The organism is Brevibacillus sp. MCWH, from assembly GCF_013096935.1.
Classification (GTDB): Bacteria; Bacillota; Bacilli; order Brevibacillales; family Brevibacillaceae; genus Brevibacillus; species Brevibacillus aydinogluensis.
Map to the genome: position 1 here is coordinate 1 of NZ_SDLF01000267.1, position 258 is coordinate 258.

A 258-nucleotide genomic window follows, 5' to 3' on the forward strand; every position below is an offset into this window, starting at 1 on the left:
AGGTGCCCGTACCGCAAACCGACACAGGTAGGCGAGGAGAGAATCCTAAGGTGCGCGGGAGAACTCTTGCTAAGGAACTCGGCAAAATGGCCCCGTAACTTCGGGAGAAGGGGCGCCCCGGTAGGGTTAACAGCCCGAGGGGGCCGCAGTGAAAAGGCCCAAGCGACTGTTTAGCAAAAACACAGGTCTCTGCGAAGCCGCAAGGCGAAGTATAGGGGCTGACGCCTGCCCGGTGCTGGAAGGTTAAGGGGATGAGTT

General features: G+C 59.3%; 1 rRNA gene. It reads left to right on the top strand.

Going from position 1 to position 258, the window contains the following annotated elements:
* Positions 1-258 (top strand): 23S ribosomal RNA (locus tag ETC00_RS20435); the annotation flags it as partial.